Annotated in this window: 14 protein-coding genes; 9 read left to right on the top strand and 5 right to left on the bottom strand. The window is 59.5% G+C overall.

Annotated elements, in window-relative coordinates; genetic code table 11:
• Window positions 1-5: 5 nt before the first annotated feature.
• On the bottom strand, window positions 6-1655 hold the full coding sequence (locus RYA97_RS05890; protein WP_316892005.1) for an acyl-CoA dehydrogenase family protein: 1650 nt from the start codon (window positions 1653-1655) through the stop codon (window positions 6-8).
• Between the two features lie 125 nt (window positions 1656-1780).
• On the bottom strand, window positions 1781-3775 hold the full coding sequence (locus tag RYA97_RS05885; RefSeq protein ID WP_316892015.1) for a 7TM diverse intracellular signaling domain-containing protein: 1995 nt from the start codon (window positions 3773-3775) through the stop codon (window positions 1781-1783).
• Window positions 3776-4146: 371 nt separating this feature from the next.
• On the opposite strand from RYA97_RS05885, the gene RYA97_RS05880 reads away from it, so the two are divergent.
• The 4 genes from RYA97_RS05880 (at window position 4147) to RYA97_RS05865 (ending at window position 7982) form a co-directional block, all read left to right on the top strand.
• Window positions 4147-4944 (top strand): hydroxymethylpyrimidine/phosphomethylpyrimidine kinase, encoded by a 798-nt coding sequence (locus RYA97_RS05880; RefSeq protein ID WP_005745399.1) that lies wholly within the window; start codon window positions 4147-4149, stop codon window positions 4942-4944.
• Window positions 4945-4967: 23 nt separating this feature from the next.
• Complete coding sequence (gene thiE / locus RYA97_RS05875) at window positions 4968-5585, top strand: thiamine phosphate synthase (RefSeq protein WP_117140624.1); 618 nt, start codon at window positions 4968-4970, stop codon at window positions 5583-5585.
• Between the two features lie 266 nt (window positions 5586-5851).
• A complete protein-coding gene (gene hemL, locus RYA97_RS05870) occupies window positions 5852-7135 on the top strand; it encodes a glutamate-1-semialdehyde 2,1-aminomutase (RefSeq protein WP_002555312.1) in 1284 nt (427 codons plus the stop codon).
• Window positions 7136-7433: 298 nt separating this feature from the next.
• Window positions 7434-7982, top strand: a complete 549-nt coding sequence (locus RYA97_RS05865; RefSeq protein ID WP_002555313.1) for a tetratricopeptide repeat protein — start codon at window positions 7434-7436, stop codon at window positions 7980-7982.
• Window positions 7983-8015: 33 nt separating this feature from the next.
• Here the strand turns inward: RYA97_RS05865 and RYA97_RS05860 are convergent, their stop codons facing one another.
• A complete protein-coding gene (locus RYA97_RS05860) occupies window positions 8016-8342 on the bottom strand; it encodes a DUF1820 family protein (RefSeq protein WP_002555314.1) in 327 nt (108 codons plus the stop codon).
• A gap of 130 nt (window positions 8343-8472) precedes the next feature.
• Between RYA97_RS05860 and miaB the strand changes: the two genes are divergently transcribed.
• From miaB to lnt, 5 genes are all read left to right on the top strand, one after another.
• A complete protein-coding gene (gene miaB, locus RYA97_RS05855) occupies window positions 8473-9801 on the top strand; it encodes a tRNA (N6-isopentenyl adenosine(37)-C2)-methylthiotransferase MiaB (RefSeq protein ID WP_010193240.1) in 1329 nt (442 codons plus the stop codon).
• 176 nt (window positions 9802-9977) lie between these two features.
• A complete protein-coding gene (locus tag RYA97_RS05850) occupies window positions 9978-11000 on the top strand; it encodes a PhoH family protein (RefSeq protein ID WP_005780749.1) in 1023 nt (340 codons plus the stop codon).
• Window positions 10993-11493 carry an rRNA maturation RNase YbeY gene (ybeY, locus tag RYA97_RS05845; protein ID WP_002555317.1) on the top strand — a complete coding sequence of 167 codons (501 nt, stop codon included), beginning with the start codon at window positions 10993-10995 and terminating at the stop codon, window positions 11491-11493. The genes RYA97_RS05850 and ybeY overlap by 8 nt, the downstream gene beginning before the upstream one ends.
• A gap of 5 nt (window positions 11494-11498) precedes the next feature.
• Window positions 11499-12341, top strand: coding sequence for an HlyC/CorC family transporter (locus RYA97_RS05840; protein WP_002555318.1), 843 nt, complete (start codon window positions 11499-11501; stop codon window positions 12339-12341).
• 28 nt (window positions 12342-12369) lie between these two features.
• A complete protein-coding gene (gene lnt, locus RYA97_RS05835) occupies window positions 12370-13890 on the top strand; it encodes an apolipoprotein N-acyltransferase (RefSeq protein ID WP_316892004.1) in 1521 nt (506 codons plus the stop codon).
• A 48-nt stretch (window positions 13891-13938) separates the two neighbouring features.
• Here the strand turns inward: lnt and RYA97_RS05830 are convergent, their stop codons facing one another.
• Together RYA97_RS05830 and RYA97_RS05825 are read right to left on the bottom strand one after the other, a co-directional pair.
• The gene (locus RYA97_RS05830) at window positions 13939-14709 is read right to left on the bottom strand and encodes a YdcF family protein (RefSeq protein ID WP_004666281.1); all 771 of its coding nucleotides are present in this window, start codon (window positions 14707-14709) and stop codon (window positions 13939-13941) included.
• Window positions 14710-14813: 104 nt separating this feature from the next.
• Complete coding sequence (locus RYA97_RS05825; RefSeq protein WP_117140627.1) at window positions 14814-15143, bottom strand: hypothetical protein; 330 nt, start codon at window positions 15141-15143, stop codon at window positions 14814-14816.
• Window positions 15144-15209: the final 66 nt, after the last annotated feature.

The following is a 15209-nucleotide window of genomic DNA, read 5'->3' as shown; positions in this document are numbered from 1 at the left end:
CGTGCTCATGCCACCTGTGGCGAGGACCTGAGCAGCAATGTTTCGACATCGACACCACGCGGCAATGTGCCATACACCCGCCCGCCAGAGGCTATTCGCCCCGCGATAAAGCCATCGCTGACAGCGGCATTGCCCGCTTCCAGCAACAGCTTGCCCTGCAAGGCGACGGCAATGTCCTCGGTCAGTTGGCGGGCGCGGTACTGAATATCGCTCGTGTCCTGAAACGCACCTTTCAATGCAGCTATATGCGCCGCCAGATACCGATCGCCGTGCCCGGCGCCCAGTTCGTCGAACAGCGCATCGAGCGCGCCTGGTTCTTTGGACAGGGTTCGCAGCACATCCAGGCATTGCACATTGCCCGAGCCTTCCCACGTGGAGTTGACCGGGGCTTCGCGGTAAAGCCGGGGCAGAATGCTGTCCTCAACATAACCGGCACCGCCCAGGCATTCGGCGGCTTCGTTGATCATGGCCGGAGCCCGCTTGCAGATCCAGTATTTACCCACCGCCGTGACCAGACGGACAAAGCGTTTTTCGTGATCATCATCGAGATGGTCCAGCGCACGGCCCATGCGCAGGGTCAGGGCCAGCGCGGCCTCGCTTTCCAGCGCCAGGTCCGCCAGAACGTTCTGCATCAACGGTTGCTCGGCGAGCACCCTGCCACTGACCGCACGATGCGCGCAATGATGCGTGGCCTGCGTCAGCGCCTGACGCATCAAGGCGCTGGAGCCAATCATGCAGTCGAAACGGGTCATGGCGACCATTTCAATGATGGTCGGTACGCCGCGCCCTTCCTCACCGATCATCCACGCCAGCGCGCCGCGAAACTCGACTTCGCTCGATGCGTTGGACCAGTTGCCGAGCTTGTTTTTCAGGCGCTGGATATAGAACTCGTTGCGGGTGTCGTCCGGTCGGTGGCGCGGCAGCAGAAAACAGCTGAGGCCCTTATCGGTCTGCGCCAGGGTCAGAAACGCGTCGCACATCGGTGCCGAGCAGAACCACTTGTGTCCGACCAGCTCATAAGCCTGGCCGGGGCCACCTGCGCCTACCGGGAACGCGCGCGTGGTGTTGGCGCGCACGTCGGTGCCGCCCTGCTTTTCGGTCATGGCCATGCCGAGGGTTGCGCCACGCTTGTGCGCAATGCCCACGTTACGTGAGTCGTACTCAGTCGACAGCACCTTGGGCAGCCATATTTCAGCCAGATCCGGTTGCAGCCTGAGCGCAGGAACACTGGCGAACGTCATGGTCAGCGGGCAGCCGCTGCCCGGTTCTGCCTGCGTATGCAGATAGCTCATGGCCGCGCGCGCCACATGAGCACCGGGTTGTGGATCGGTCCATGGCAACGACGGGATGCCATGCTCGATGGCCGTGCTCATCAACTGGTGGTACGCCGGGTGAAATTCGATCAGATCGATGCGGTGCCCATAACGGTCATGGCTGGCGAATGCAGGCTTGTTCTGATTGGCCAGAAAGCCAGCCTCCATCAGCGGGCCACCTGCCAGCGCACCGTAAGCGTCGATACGCGGTTGCGCCCAGCCCGCACCGAAGCGGCTGCTCCACTCCTGAAGCGGCACGTCGATACGGTAGAGGTTCGCCCCGTCCAGCGGTGGCGGTTGATTGGTGACTTCGTGGGTTTCGGCGAATTGATTCAGGTTCATGAGTCATCTCCTGCCTGTGTGCACGCGCAACATGCAGACAGTGAATCACGCGCCCGACACTTGCAAAAGTGCCGTAGCCGCCGAAATCTCGGCGCTTTTACCTGATGCGCGTATCAAATGACGCTTTATATACCCCACTGAGCCTTGAGTTCTGGGGCTCTGCGCACTGCGCCCGGTACAACCATCAGCATCGGGACGTTCAAGGTAAAGCAACTGCCCTTGCCTGGCTCGGAACGATGACTCAGCTCGCCACCCTGCAACTCGACCAGTTTCCGGCAAATCGCCAGACCGATGCCCAGCCCGCCGTATTCGCGGGTCATGGAGCCGTCGACCTGAAAGAAGTGTTGATACAGTTGGGCTTCGTCCAGTCGGCTGAAACCGATGCCGCTGTCCATTACTTCAACCCGCAGGTACATGCGCTCCAGATCCTGCGGGTGCCCGCTGAAGCGCACTTGCACCGCGCCCTTACGGGTGAATTTGATCGCGTTGTCCGCCAGGCACTCGATGCACTGGTAGAGCTTGTCGATGTCGCCACGCAGGTAAGGCGGCAGCTTATCGTCCAGATCGAGCGTCAAAATCAGCCCCTTGGACTGAGCCGCGCCCAGGAAGCGATTGCGTAGCCTGTCGGTGAGGTCTTCGGGCGAAAAGGCATTGCAGTCGGCATACAGCACTCCGGCCTGAAGTTCGGTGAGGGTCAGAATGCCGTTGATCATGCTCATCATGTCCCGCGCGGAACTGGCAGCCGTTTGCTGATACATCTCCAGTTCGTCATCCATATCGAGCGTCTGCATCACTTCCAGCGACCCGATCACGCCGTTCATCGGCGTGCGCAGCTCATGGGTAAGCGTGGCAAGGAACTCATCTTTCAGCCGGTTGCTGTTGGCCAGTTGCTGGTTGAGACGCTCCAGATCCTGACCTGCCGCCAGCAGCGTTCGCGCCTGCTGGCACCGGGCATGGTTGATACGGTCGGCAAGCGCCATGGAAAGGAATGCCATTTCCAGCACCGTGCCGATGTGCGAGGCGTACATGGTCAGGAAGGTGTTGGGCAAATAGCCCAGCAGCATCAGCCCGAAGATCAGCCCGCTGACCATGAAGACAGACCAGGCCAGCACAAAATAGCGCCCTACCCGCTCGCCTTTCATGATGGCGACAATGCCCGCCAGGTAGATCGTCACGGCCCCTGTCATGACCAGTTGAGTGGCCCCGCGCAGGGCTGGCCCGTAACCCAGGAACAAGGCCATGCCCATCACCAGCACAGCAGCGCCGATGACTATCAGCAGCAAGCGGTCCAGCCAGCGCGCCAACTGTGCCGTACCCAGAAAACTGCGCGAAAACTGGCACGCGAACAGCGTGGCCAGCGCCATCAGAAAGGGCGTCGACGCATTTGCCCACCAGGGGCTGTCAGGCCACAGGTATTCAATTGCGACGCCGTTGATCGACATCTGGTAAAGCCCGAACGAGGCGACATACAGCAGGTAGTACAGGTAATCCACCTCACGGACGCTGAGGTAGATGAACAGGTTGTAGACCAGCATGCCCAGCAGCACGCCGTAGATCAGCCCGAAGACGTAAACCTTGGTGGGCTGCGCCTCGAGGTAGGCGTGAGTAGACCAGAGATTGAGCGGAGCCTGAACCGACCCTTCGCTGCGTATGCGCATGTACAGGGTTCGCGTCTGACCCGCTGGCAGGTCCAGCTGGAAAAGGTAGTTGTTCTGGGCGAACTGGCGGCTGGAGAACGGCAACATGTCGCCGGTCTGCCAGACCCGCCCGGGATTCCCGTCGGCATCCGGGACATAGAAATCAACGTGGTCCATTGGCGGATAGGCCAATTCCAGCAACCAGTCGTTATGGATGCTGGCGTCTATCGGGCGATAGGTCAGCTCGACTTTCAGCCAGAAGGCGGAACGCGAATACCCGGCGTTGAAGGTCCCGGCAGGCACGGACCGAAAGGCACCGGCGTGAGCGGCGGCGCTGACGCTTTCAATGGTCGCATCGCCGGTCGGGTCTTCGAATACCTGAATGGCACGACCCAACGGCAGAAAACGAGTGTTTTCATCAAACTCGACTGCATGACTCTGCAACGGCAGCCAAAGAGCCAGAATGATCAACAGATAGCGCATTGAAGCCCCAAGGTGGGTCGTCGCGTTCAATCCATCCATTGATTACGACGTCCCGCAATTTTCTGTCCTTGAAACAGGCTAATGATTCAAACAGACCATTGAACGTAGGGATGACCTGGCTGGCATCGGTATAAAAAACGATGCAAACCGTCGGTAATCGGTCTGACCACACAAGCATAGCCGCTAATAGCGTAAAGACAGTATCGCGATAAAAATCAAGGCAATAGCTCTACATCGGCTATTTCAGGCCAAACATGAGTATTTTTTGCAGGTTTGTCGAATCTGCGACAGTCGCCGACGGACCATCACCAGCAAGAAAAACCTGGCACCCCGAGCGGCCCGCGAAAGGTTTAGTGATAAGCTCGCGCACCATGAATATCTATAGCTCCCGCCCCGTTGTCCTTTGCCTCTCCGGCCACGACCCTAGTGGCGGTGCCGGTATGCAGGCCGATATAGAAGCCCTGCTCGCCCAAGGCTGTCACGCCGCTCCGGCGATTACTGCGCTCACCGTGCAAGACACTGTAAATGTCAGTGATTTTCGCGTGCTCGATCGCGAATGGGTCATGGCACAGGCCAATGCCGTCCTCAACGATTCGAACGTAGCCGCCGTCAAGCTGGGCATGCTCGGTTCGCTGGAGATGGTCGACACGGTCGTCGACCTGCTTCTTGCTCACCCGCATTTGCCAATGGTCTGCGACCCGGTGCTGCGTGCTGGCGGCGGCGGACGGCTGGGCAAGGACGAAGTCGGCTACGCCATGCGCGAACGGCTGCTGCCTTTGTCGACCATCGCCACCCCCAATCTTCCGGAAGCACGCATTCTTGCCGAGCTGCCTGAGGGTACTGCGGACGAGTGCGCCGACAAGCTACTGCTGTTTTGTGAATACCTGTTAATCACTGGCGGTCATGGTGACGAACAGCAAATCCATAATCGTCTTTATGTGCGTGGCGGCCAGACCCACACTTTCATTTGCGAACGTCTACCCGGCAGCTACCACGGTTCAGGCTGCACACTGGCCAGCGCACTGGCCGGGCGTATTGCCCAGGGAGAAGAACTGGTCAGCGCGGTAAGATCGGCGCTGGACTACACCTGGCGAACGCTCAGGGACGCCGAACAGCTGGGCCGCGGGCAATTTGTGCCTCGCCGGTTGCCGCTGGATTTTTGCTCGTAACACATCGCCATGAGGCTCGATTCATGAAACTACGTGGCCTGTATGCCATTACCGACAGTCAGTTGCTGTCCGGCAAATTTCTCTCGTACGTCGAAGCTGCGCTGGATGGCGGCGTGACGCTGCTGCAATACCGCGATAAGACCAGTGACGAGTCCCGCCGTCTGCGCGAAGCGACTGAGTTGCTCAAACTCTGCGAACGCTACAAGACGCGGCTGATCATCAACGACGACGCCGAACTGGCAGCGCGTCTGGGCGTGGGTGTGCATTTGGGCCAGACCGACGGCTCGTTGCCGGATGCGCGTGCCCTGCTGGGGCACAAGGCGATTGTCGGTGCCACCTGTCACGGCAGTCTGGAACTGGCCGAGCAGGCCAAGGCTGATGGCGCGACGTACGTAGCATTTGGCAGGTTCTTCAACTCCCTGACCAAGCCCGGTGCACCCGCAGTACCGCTGGACCTGATTGCTCGGGTGCGTGCAAGGGTTCACTTGCCGATTGCCGTGATCGGCGGCATCACCCTGGAAAACGCCCCGCAACTGGTCGAACATGGAGCAGATTTGCTCGCCGTGGTACAGGGCCTGTTCGGCGCTGAAAACGCCCAGGAAGTCACTCGCCGGGCAAAAGCCTTCATGGCGTTGTTGTAGAGCAGCTGTGGGAGTGACCGGGGCGGCGATCCGCATTGCTCGCGAAGGCGATGGTTCAAAATGCTCTGTTTTCGGGGCCTGCACCGCCCCCTTCGCGAGCAAGCTCGCTCCCACGAGTACGTGGATCCTTCTTCATTTGATATAGTGCGCGTTCCTGCGCCTTCTCTGGCTCATGCCAACCAATAAAGCAGCCCACCCTGAAGCTGCACGCCTCGGCTGACCCCAGCGTAGACACGAATTCCCCGTTTCAAAGCAGAGACCCGATCATGTCCCGTTCCGAAACACTGTTCGCCAACGCCCAAAAACACATCCCCGGTGGCGTCAACTCGCCGGTTCGTGCTTTCAAAAGCGTGGGTGGCACGCCGCTGTTCTTCAAGCACGCTGCGGGCGCTTACGTGACTGACGAAGACGACAAACGCTATGTTGATTACGTTGGCTCCTGGGGGCCGATGATTCTTGGCCATAGCCACCCGGAAGTGCTCGATGCCGTGCGCAGCCAGCTGGAACACGGCCTGTCTTACGGCGCACCGACGGCCATGGAAACCGAAATGGCCGATCTGGTCTGCGCACTGGTGCCGTCCATGGAAATGGTCCGCATGGTGAGCTCCGGCACCGAAGCGACCATGAGCGCGATCCGTCTGGCCCGAGGCTTTACCGGCCGCGACAGCATCATCAAGTTCGAGGGCTGCTACCACGGTCACTCCGACAGCCTGCTGGTCAAGGCCGGCTCCGGTGCCCTTACCCTGGGCGTACCCAGTTCGCCTGGCGTACCGGCAGCGTTTGCGAAACACACTCTGACCGTGCCCTTCAACAACCTCGACGCCGTGCGTGACCTGTTGGCTGAAGTGGGTCAGGAAGTGGCGTGCATCATCGTCGAGCCCGTTGCTGGCAACATGAACTGCGTGCCGCCTGCGCCTGGCTACCTGCAAGGTCTGCGCGACCTGTGCGACGAGCACGGCGTGGTGCTGATTTTCGATGAAGTGATGACCGGCTTCCGCGTAGCCCTCGGTGGCGCACAGGCTTACTACGGCGTGACGCCCGACCTGAGCACCTTCGGCAAGATCATCGGTGGCGGTATGCCGGTCGGCTGCTTTGGCGGCAAACGCGAAATCATGTCGCACATCGCACCGCTTGGTCCGGTCTATCAGGCGGGCACCCTGTCGGGTAACCCGTTGGCGATGGCCGCTGGCCTGACTACCCTGCGCCTGATCAGCCGCCCGGGCTTTCACGATGAATTGAGCGACTACACCCGTCGCCTGCTTGAAGGCCTGCAACAGCGCGCCGATGCAGCAGGCATTGCGTTCGTGACAACCCAGGCGGGTGGCATGTTCGGCCTGTACTTCAGTGAAGCGCGTGAAATCGTAACGTTTGAAGACGTGATGACCAGCGATGCCGAGCGTTTCAAACGTTTCTTCCACTTGATGCTGGAGGGCGGCGTGTACCTCGCGCCGAGCGCATTCGAAGCCGGCTTCACCTCCATCGCCCACGGCGATGCCGAGTTGAAACTGACACTCGATGCCGCGGAAAAAGCGTTTGCTGCGCTGAAATAAGCTCGTCAGACTCACCCGCGCCGGTGTGTCATTGAACCGGCGCGAGTGATGCCTGTGAATGAAACGGAACGCTAAGTACGTATTTTGCTTCTACAATGCAGTGCGGATGCTGCAAACACAGGTCACTGGAAGTGTTGTTTCAGGTAATGCCTCCCCTAAAGAAGGGCGCTTTCAACGCCGTGCAGCAGAAAATCCGTAAAGACTTTGTAAGGTTGGCTCTGCTTATTTCATAATGCGCAGCCAGCACGTTTAGCTGGTCGGGCATGCCCGCACCTTTTTCAGAGGTAAGTCGACTCCCATGAACCGCACCGGCCGCACCCTTGTATTGGGCTGCCTGTTGCTTGTCTATCCCCTGCTGGCGACTGCTGGCGGCAACTCGTTGTTAATCCCGGCGATGGGTCGTTGCACCCTCAATACCCAGCCAGAGAACCTGCCCGCTGCGCTTGAAGCGTGCCAGCAGGCCGCCAAGGGTGGGGATGCGCAGGCGCAGTACGAGTTGGGTGAGTTCTATTACGAGGGCAGAAATGCACCTCGCGATTTGCCGCAGGCGCTGAATTACTTCGAGCAGGCCTCATTGCAGGGCCATGCCCAGGCGCAGTATCAACTGGGCTTGATGTTCAGCCGTGGTGAAGGGGTGCAGGCCAATAACATTCAGGCGTATATCGTGCTGAAGATGGCCGCAGTCAATGGCTCGGAAGAGGCGCTGGATGCCGCCGACGAGGTATCGGCAAAGATGCAGCGCGACGAACTGGAAGTTGCCACCCAGGTACTGGGGCAGATCTTCCGCAAATACCTGCTTGAACTGCAGACCGCCGAAGGGCGCAGCCCCTTCTCTCCGCTGCCCTGACCAGCAATAGCTCAGGGCACTTGCGATTCAGACTTACTTTTCCGGCATCGGCATGGGAAACGGCATTACGTTGCTGCTGCCGCGCGCTTCGCTGATCTTCGGCACGCCCATGCGCTCGACTTCGTCGATGCGCACAATCGAATGCATTGGTACGAAACTGCGCACCACGCCTTCGAACTGAGCCTTGAGCTTCTCTTCGCTCGGGTCCACCACAACCGTCGTGCGTTCGCCGAAAACGAATTCTTCAACTTCCAGAAAGCCCCACAGATCACTTTGATAGATCTGCTTGGCGTACATCTCGAACACCTGTCCCTGGTTGAGGAAAATCACCTTGTAGATTGGAGCTTCGCGTTTGGTCATAACGGGCGGGTAACGATCGGAGATGAAAAAGGGGCACGGACTATAGCATGTCCATCGGACAGCCAACGCTAGGAACCCAAGCCCTTCATCCTTATAATGCTCGGTTCACTGATACGGTTGATGATCACGCATGGCCAAGAAGCTTTATATCGAAACCCACGGTTGCCAGATGAACGAGTACGACAGCTCGCGCATGGTCGATCTGCTGGGCGAACATCAGGCCCTGGAAGTCACCGCTCGCGCGGAAGACGCCGACGTGATCCTGCTCAATACCTGCTCGATTCGCGAGCGCGCCCAGGACCGGGTGTACTCCCAGCTTGGCCGCTGGCGTGAATTGAAGCTGGCCAATCCCGAGATGGTGATCGCTGTCGGTGGCTGCGTAGCCAGCCAGGAAGGCGCAGCCATTCGTGATCGCGCGCCCTATGTGGACGTGGTGTTCGGCCCCCAGACCCTGCACCGCCTGCCGGAAATGATCGACGCAGCGCGTATCACCCGCTTGCCGCAGGTCGACGTCTCGTTCCCGGAAATCGAAAAATTCGACCACTTGCCCGAGCCTCGCGTCGATGGCCCGAGCGCTTATGTATCGGTGATGGAAGGCTGCAGCAAATACTGCACGTTCTGCGTGGTGCCCTATACACGTGGCGAGGAAGTCAGCCGGCCGTTTGACGATGTGCTGAGCGAAGTCATCCACCTCGCCGAAAACGGCGTGCGTGAAGTCACCCTGCTGGGGCAGAACGTCAACGGTTATCGCGGCACCACCCACGACGGGCGGGTTGCAGATCTGGCGGACCTGATCCGCGTGGTCGCCGCCGTCGATGGCATCGACCGAATTCGCTACACCACCTCGCACCCGCTGGAGTTTTCCGACAGCCTGATTCAGGCCCATGCGGAGGTGCCGGAGCTGGTCAAACACCTGCACTTGCCGGTGCAGTCGGGTTCCGACCGCATTCTGGCGGCCATGAAGCGCAACCACACCACGCTGGAATACAAGTCCCGCTTGCGCAAGCTCAGGGCGGCCGTGCCGGGCATCAGTATCAGTTCCGACTTCATTGTTGGCTTCCCCGGCGAGACCGAAAAAGATTTCGACAACACCATGAAGCTGATTGAAGACGTGGGTTTCGACTTCTCGTTCTCGTTCGTCTACAGCCCGCGCCCGGGTACGCCTGCCGCAGATCTGAAAGACGACACGCCAGAAGCGCTCAAGAAAGAGCGCCTGGCCGCGCTGCAACACCGCCTGAACCAGCAGGGTTTCGAGATCAGCCGGCAGATGGTGGGCAGCATCCAGCGCATTCTGGTAACCGACTATTCGAAGAAAGACCCTGGCGAACTGCAGGGCCGCACCGAGAACAACCGGATTGTGAATTTTCGCTGCAACAATCCGAAACTGATCGGGCAGTTTGCCAACGTACACATTGATGATGCGCAGCCTCACTCTCTGCGTGGCTCGCTGCTACAGTAAACCTTGAATGTCGCCGCAGAAACGAATCGCCGAATGAATTCGGTTCTGCGCGGTCCCTACCATTGAGCACGGTGAATCCCTGGCGCGGCCTTTAACAAGGCAAAGCTTTCACACAACCAGCGCCAGGGGTATTCTTCAATACATCTCAATTGCCGCCGGACGGCCATTAAACGACCTTGAACGCACCCATAGAACCTCATCGCTTCACCCTCGAGCCTTTCGAGGCCCATCGTTTCGCCAACCTGTGCGGGCAACTCGACGAGCACTTGCGCCTGATCGAGCAACGCCTGGACATCGAGATCCGCAATCGCGGCAATCAATTCGAGCTTATTGGCGATTCAAAACAAAATCACTCCGCCGAGAATCTTCTGCGCCGCCTGTACCGGGAAACCAAGGGTACCGAGCTGACGCCGGACATGGTCCACCTGTTCCTTCAGGAATCAGGCGTGGACGGCCTCGACAACCAACCTGCCGCCGAAGTCGGCGTCTCGCTGCGCACCAAAAAGGGCATGATTCGCCCGCGCGGCCTGAATCAGCAGCGTTACGTCAAGGAAGTCCTCAGCAACGACATCAACTTCGGCATCGGCCCTGCGGGTACTGGCAAGACGTACCTGGCGGTTGCCTGCGCAGTCGATGCGCTGGAACGCGAGCAGATTCGTCGCATCCTGCTGGTGCGTCCGGCGGTCGAAGCGGGCGAGAAACTGGGCTTCTTGCCCGGCGATCTGGCCCAGAAGATCGACCCGTACCTGCGCCCGCTGTATGACGCGCTGTACGAGATGCTCGGTTTCGAATACGTCGCCAAGCTGATCGAGAAGCAGGTCATTGAAGTGGCACCGCTGGCTTACATGCGCGGACGTACCCTTAATAACAGCTTCATCATTCTCGACGAAAGTCAGAACACCACTGTCGAGCAGATGAAGATGTTCCTGACCCGTATCGGCTTCGGCTCTACCGCCGTGATCACCGGCGACATCACCCAGGTCGACCTGCCCAAGGGAACCCGGTCGGGGCTGACGCATGTCATCGATGTGCTCAAGGACGTGCCGGGCATCAGCTTCACGCATTTCAAACCCAAGGATGTGGTTCGCCACCCGCTGGTGCAGCGCATTGTCGAGGCCTATGAGCGTTTCGATGATCAGCTCAGCGACGGTTCGTCGGGCAACAACAGTTACCCACGGGACAAGAACCGCGATGCTTGAGCTGGACCTGCAGATTGCAAGCGAAACAAGCGCCCCCGACGAAGCCCGATTCCGCCTCTGGTGTGAAATGGGCTTGCGTCAGCGCAGTGCCGATTCCGAGCTGACCATCCGCCTCGTCGACGAAAACGAAGGGCGCGAGCTCAATCACACCTGGCGACATAAAAATTACGCTACAAATGTGCTTTCATTCCCGGCGGATGTTCCAGACGACATGCTGGACATCCCGTTGCTGGGCGACCTGGTCATCTGCGTCCCTGTGGTCAACCGTGAAGCTGCTGAACAAGGCAAGTCCGTCGACGCGCACTGGGCACATATGGTCATTCATGGCTGCCTTCATCTGCTGGGTTACGACCACATCGATGATGAAGAAGCCGAAGAAATGGAAGCACTGGAACGAACGTTGCTTGAGGAGCTGGGCTACCCCGACCCTTACGCAGAAGATGAAAGTGCCGACCACCCCCATTCAGACACACCAAGCAAGGACCACGAGTAAGGGCTATGAGCGAAGACCGATCGAGCAACGGGCAAAAGTCATGGTTGGGTAAACTGACCCAGGCCTTTGTCCATGAGCCGAAAAACCGCCAGGAGCTGCTTGAGCTGTTGCGCGAAGCCCACCAGAACAAACTGCTGGACAGCGAAGCGCTGGCCATCGTCGAGGGCGCCATTCAAGTGGCTGACCTGCAAGTGCGCGACATCATGGTGCCGCGCTCGCAGATGATCAGCATCAAGGCGACCCAGACACCCCGTGAGTTCCTGCCTGCGGTCATCGATGCTGCGCACTCGCGCTACCCGGTGATCGGCGAGAGCCACGATGACGTACTCGGCGTGCTGCTGGCCAAGGATCTGCTGCCTCTGATCCTTAAAGCCGACGGCGACAGCGACGACGTCAAGAAGCTGCTGCGTCCCGCTACGTTCGTGCCCGAATCCAAGCGCCTCAACGTGCTGTTGCGCGAGTTTCGCGCCAACCACAATCACATGGCCATCGTCATTGACGAATACGGTGGTGTGGCAGGTTTGGTGACTATCGAAGACGTGCTGGAACAGATCGTCGGCGATATCGAAGATGAGCATGACGTCGAGGAAGACAGCTATATCAAGCCACTGCCCAGCGGTGACTTCCTGGTCAAGGCCCTCACGCCGGTCGAGAATTTCAACGAATTCTTCGACAGTGCGTTCTCCGATGACGAGTTCGACACCGTGGGCGGTCTGGTGATGAATGCCTTCGGCCATCTGCCCAAGCGCAACGAAATCACTGAAATCGGTGCGTATCGTTTCCGCATCCTGAGCGCTGACAGCCGTCGCATTCATTTGCTGCGCGTGACTCCCATTTCACGTCCGTAACCACTTGATGCTGTTTTAAGGAATCTACATGCGCTGGATAACCCGCCCCGGCTGGCCCGGTAACCTGCTGGCCCTGGCGGCTGGCGGGCTCACGACCCTGGCCCTGGCGCCCTTCGACTTCTGGCCGCTGGTGCTGGTGTCGGTGGCCCTCTTCTATCTGGGGCTGCGCGAGCTGAATCCGCGCCAGGCGCTGGCTCGTGGCTGGTGTTACGGCTTTGGCCTGTACGGCGCGGGCACCAGTTGGATCTACGTCAGCATCCATACCTACGGTGGTGCTTCGGTACTGCTGGCCGGGCTGTTGATGCTGCTGTTCATCGCTGCCATTGCCCTGTTTTTCGCCCTGCCCGCCTGGGTCTGGGCGCGCTGGCTACGTCGCAACGAGGCGCCGCTGGCCGATGCACTGGCGTTTGCAGCACTATGGCTGTGGCAGGAGGCATTTCGCGGCTGGTTCCTTACCGGCTTCCCGTGGCTTTATTCCGGTTACAGCCAGCTTGACGGACCACTTGCCGGGCTCGCCCCGGTCGGTGGTGTATGGCTAATCTCGTTCTTGCTGGGCCTGACTGCCGCACTGTTGTGCAACCTGCACCGCTTGCGGGCACGCAAATCGTTCCTGGCGACGGGTGTGGTGCTGTTGCTGGCACCCTGGATCGCAGGCCTGGCACTCAAGGACCATGCCTGGACATCACCGTCCGGCCCGCCGCTGAAAGTCGCGGCGATGCAGGGCAACATTGAACAAAGCATGAAGTGGGACCCGCAAAAGCTCAATGATCAGCTCGCGCTGTACCGGGACATGACCTTCCGTTCACAGCAGGCGGACCTGATCGTCTGGCCGGAAACCGCCGTGCCGGTACTCAAAGAAAGCGCAGAAGGCTATCTGGCGATGATGGGCAAGTTCGCTTCGGACCGCGGCGCAGCGCTGATCACCGGCGTGCCAGTGCGTGAGCCGACCGGGCGCGGCGAGTATCGCTATTACAACGGCATCACGGTTACCGGCCAAGGCGATGGCACCTACTACAAGCAAAAGCTCGTGCCGTTCGGTGAGTACGTGCCGCTGCAGGACCTGTTGCGCGGGTTGATTTCCTTCTTCGACCTGCCGATGTCGGACTTCGCCCGCGGCCCGAACGACCAGGCGCTGTTGCAGGCCAAGGGTTACCACATCGCGCCGTTCATCTGCTACGAAGTGGTTTATCCAGAGTTCGCCGCAGGCCTGTCGGCGCAAAGCGACTTGTTGCTGACGGTCAGCAATGACACCTGGTTCGGTACCTCGATCGGTCCGCTGCAACACTTGCAGATGGCCCAGATGCGCGCCCTTGAAGCGGGCCGCTGGATGATCCGCGCCACCAACAACGGCGTGACCGCGCTGATCGACCCGTTTGGCAGGATTACGGTACAGATTCCGCAGTTCGAACGCGGCGTGTTGTACGGCGAAGTGGTACCGATGCACGAACTCACGCCCTACCTGCGCTGGCGCTCATGGCCACTGGCAATTGTCTGCCTGCTGCTGTTCGGCTGGGCATTGATGGCAGCACGGATTGCCAAAACCGTCTGAGTGCACGAAGCCGGTATCGCCTGCTTTCAGGCGATACCGGCTAAAGAGTCAGTGGCTGGGCGGATAAATCCACGGATAAACCAGCAAGCCTGCCGCTTCATTAAGCAACACGCCGCTTTGCGTGAACACACGACTTTCAGGCAGCCAGCCTCCAAAGGGGCGAGCGTTGTCGACACCAAGAAAGCCGACCGGCGCACTCACCACGGTAAAACCAGCCTTCTCGAAACTCCAGCGCGCTCGTTGCATATGCCAGGCTTGCGTGACCAGCACCACGCGCTTGATGCCTAGCGGTTGAAGAACCGCAGCGGTCATTGTCGCGTTTTCCCATGTCGTTCGGCTCAGCCCTTCCTGCCAGCGTGCCGTCACACCAAAATCATCGTGCAGCGACTGCGCCATGATCGACGCCTCGCTGGGCGGCTGATCAAAGTGCAAGCCGCCGGTGGTCAGTATTGGCAGTCCGGACGTTTTCGACAACCGCGCCGCCAGACGCAATCGCTCCAGCCCCAGACCAGTCGGTGTATCTGTGCCCCACGTCGGAGAATTGCGCTCACGGCCATTGCCCAGTACCACGATGGCGTCCGCCTGCTGCGCCAGTGTCGCCCATTGCTGCTGCGGCAAGGGCGGGACCTGCTCAATTTTACGGGCAGCGAACTCTACCGCCACCGGCAGACTCATCAGCCACAACCCACCAAGACCGAAGGCAAAAAATGCCGTTGCCAGGCGCGGACGGGAACGACGCAACCACCAGCCAAGAATGAGCAGAACAAACAGGACACCGGGCGGCAAAAGGAGGGTTTTGAGCAGGTAGCGCAAAGGCATCGGGACATCTCCAAGGATGTCCGCAGCCTAGAATGTTTGAAGCCAGGCGACAACGCCTGAAGTAGGCAGGTCCTACCTGCGCGTAGAGAAGATAATTCAAATGCCTAACTATGACGGCCCAACCGCGCCGAAGATTTGCCCCGTCGCCTGTCTTTCAGCCAAATGATAGTGGCTGATGCTCTGGACGGCCTGCCGAGCTCTGGCTGGAAGAACAGGCGATCCCTGACAGAGACGTCTGCGGCCCCCAAACCTTTTTCCAGATAGGCTTCGATCAGCTGGAGTTCGGCACTGCTCAAGCCCTTGAGTTCAAGCTCGGCTGGCGTCTCGTTTCGGAGCCGGACCGAGGTACTCGCCGTCTCGAGCGCAAGCCCGAGGCGGTCGATCAGACGCTCATACAGTTCGGACAGGCTTACTACATGCTGCAACTCGGTCATCCGCTCACCTCATCGAAGATAATCATCACCCTCGAAATTGAGCTTAGCGCTGCTGTACAAACCGGC

Source organism: Pseudomonas syringae group sp. 26L6 (assembly GCF_032587815.1).
In the GTDB taxonomy this organism is placed as follows: domain Bacteria; phylum Pseudomonadota; class Gammaproteobacteria; order Pseudomonadales; family Pseudomonadaceae; genus Aquipseudomonas; species Aquipseudomonas amygdali.
This window is presented reverse-complemented; position numbering and strand designations above follow the sequence as displayed.

Excerpts from the sequence above, each read along its gene's own strand:
- ybeY (WP_002555317.1), top strand. The coding sequence starts at position 10,993 with ATGCTTGAGCTGGACCTGCAGATTGCAAGCGAAACAAGCGCCCCCGAC.
- RYA97_RS05860 (WP_002555314.1), bottom strand. The coding sequence starts at position 8,342 with ATGACCAAACGCGAAGCTCCAATCTACAAGGTGATTTTCCTCAACCAG.
- RYA97_RS05830 (WP_004666281.1), bottom strand. The coding sequence starts at position 14,709 with ATGCCTTTGCGCTACCTGCTCAAAACCCTCCTTTTGCCGCCCGGTGTC.
- RYA97_RS05825 (WP_117140627.1), bottom strand. The coding sequence starts at position 15,143 with ATGACCGAGTTGCAGCATGTAGTAAGCCTGTCCGAACTGTATGAGCGT.
- RYA97_RS05890 (WP_316892005.1), bottom strand. The coding sequence starts at position 1,655 with ATGAACCTGAATCAATTCGCCGAAACCCACGAAGTCACCAATCAACCG.
- thiE (WP_117140624.1), top strand. The coding sequence starts at position 4,968 with ATGAAACTACGTGGCCTGTATGCCATTACCGACAGTCAGTTGCTGTCC.
- RYA97_RS05885 (WP_316892015.1), bottom strand. The coding sequence starts at position 3,775 with ATGCGCTATCTGTTGATCATTCTGGCTCTTTGGCTGCCGTTGCAGAGT.
- miaB (WP_010193240.1), top strand. The coding sequence starts at position 8,473 with ATGGCCAAGAAGCTTTATATCGAAACCCACGGTTGCCAGATGAACGAG.
- hemL (WP_002555312.1), top strand. The coding sequence starts at position 5,852 with ATGTCCCGTTCCGAAACACTGTTCGCCAACGCCCAAAAACACATCCCC.
- lnt (WP_316892004.1), top strand. The coding sequence starts at position 12,370 with ATGCGCTGGATAACCCGCCCCGGCTGGCCCGGTAACCTGCTGGCCCTG.
- RYA97_RS05880 (WP_005745399.1), top strand. The coding sequence starts at position 4,147 with ATGAATATCTATAGCTCCCGCCCCGTTGTCCTTTGCCTCTCCGGCCAC.
- RYA97_RS05865 (WP_002555313.1), top strand. The coding sequence starts at position 7,434 with ATGAACCGCACCGGCCGCACCCTTGTATTGGGCTGCCTGTTGCTTGTC.
- RYA97_RS05840 (WP_002555318.1), top strand. The coding sequence starts at position 11,499 with ATGAGCGAAGACCGATCGAGCAACGGGCAAAAGTCATGGTTGGGTAAA.